This window comes from Bacillus sp. LR--39, assembly GCF_053613335.1.
In genome coordinates this window covers 1-620 of record NZ_JBSIOT010001138.1, presented here as the reverse complement: position 1 = coordinate 620, position 620 = coordinate 1, and the positions used below count along the sequence as shown (strand labels likewise).

1 protein-coding gene is annotated in these 620 nt (G+C 34.8%); it reads right to left on the bottom strand.

Annotation, left to right across the window (positions count from 1 at the left end; genetic code table 11):
• On the bottom strand, positions 1–443 hold a 443-nt coding region (gene ctsR / locus ACWHAR_RS28945), incomplete at its 3' end, for a transcriptional regulator CtsR (RefSeq protein WP_452088683.1).
• Positions 444–620 lie beyond the last annotated feature (177 nt).

Sequence of the window (620 nt, the reverse complement as noted above, 5' to 3'; positions counted from 1 at the left end):
AGCATTGCCTTCATCATTCTCGCTCTTAATTCATCACGTTCAGGTAAGTCAATGTGTAAAACTGAGCGGTCCATTACGCTGACCATCATTTTTGCTTCTCTTTCTGAAATTACCTTGTCTTCTAATAGCCTTAAAATAATGTCATCAGAGGCTGCTTGAGACAAATGGGTATTAATTTGAGAAATAATATTATTGATCAGGACAACTTCATTGTTCATTTTCATTTTAATGATTCTGATGTACCCGCCGCCCCCGCGTTTGCTCTCAACAATATATCCTCTTTCGCTTGTAAATCTGGTGTTGATGACATAATTTATTTGGGAAGGAACGCATTGAAATTTATCTGCAATTTCACTTCGTTTAATCTCTAAAATTTCCTTGCCATTTTGATCTAACACTCGTTTTAAATATTGTTCAATGATGTCAGAAATATTATGTCCCACTCAACCCCCTCCTTTACTGACTTTGACTATATTTGACTTTAATCTTACTATAAGCCGTTTCTCAGGAATTTTCAACTTTCTCGCTCTATCCTTTATTATTTCCATTTTCGCGGTCCACAAAACCTGATTGCTGATTTAAAATTCGGTATAAAGTTATTATATTATACAGTTAAGTGG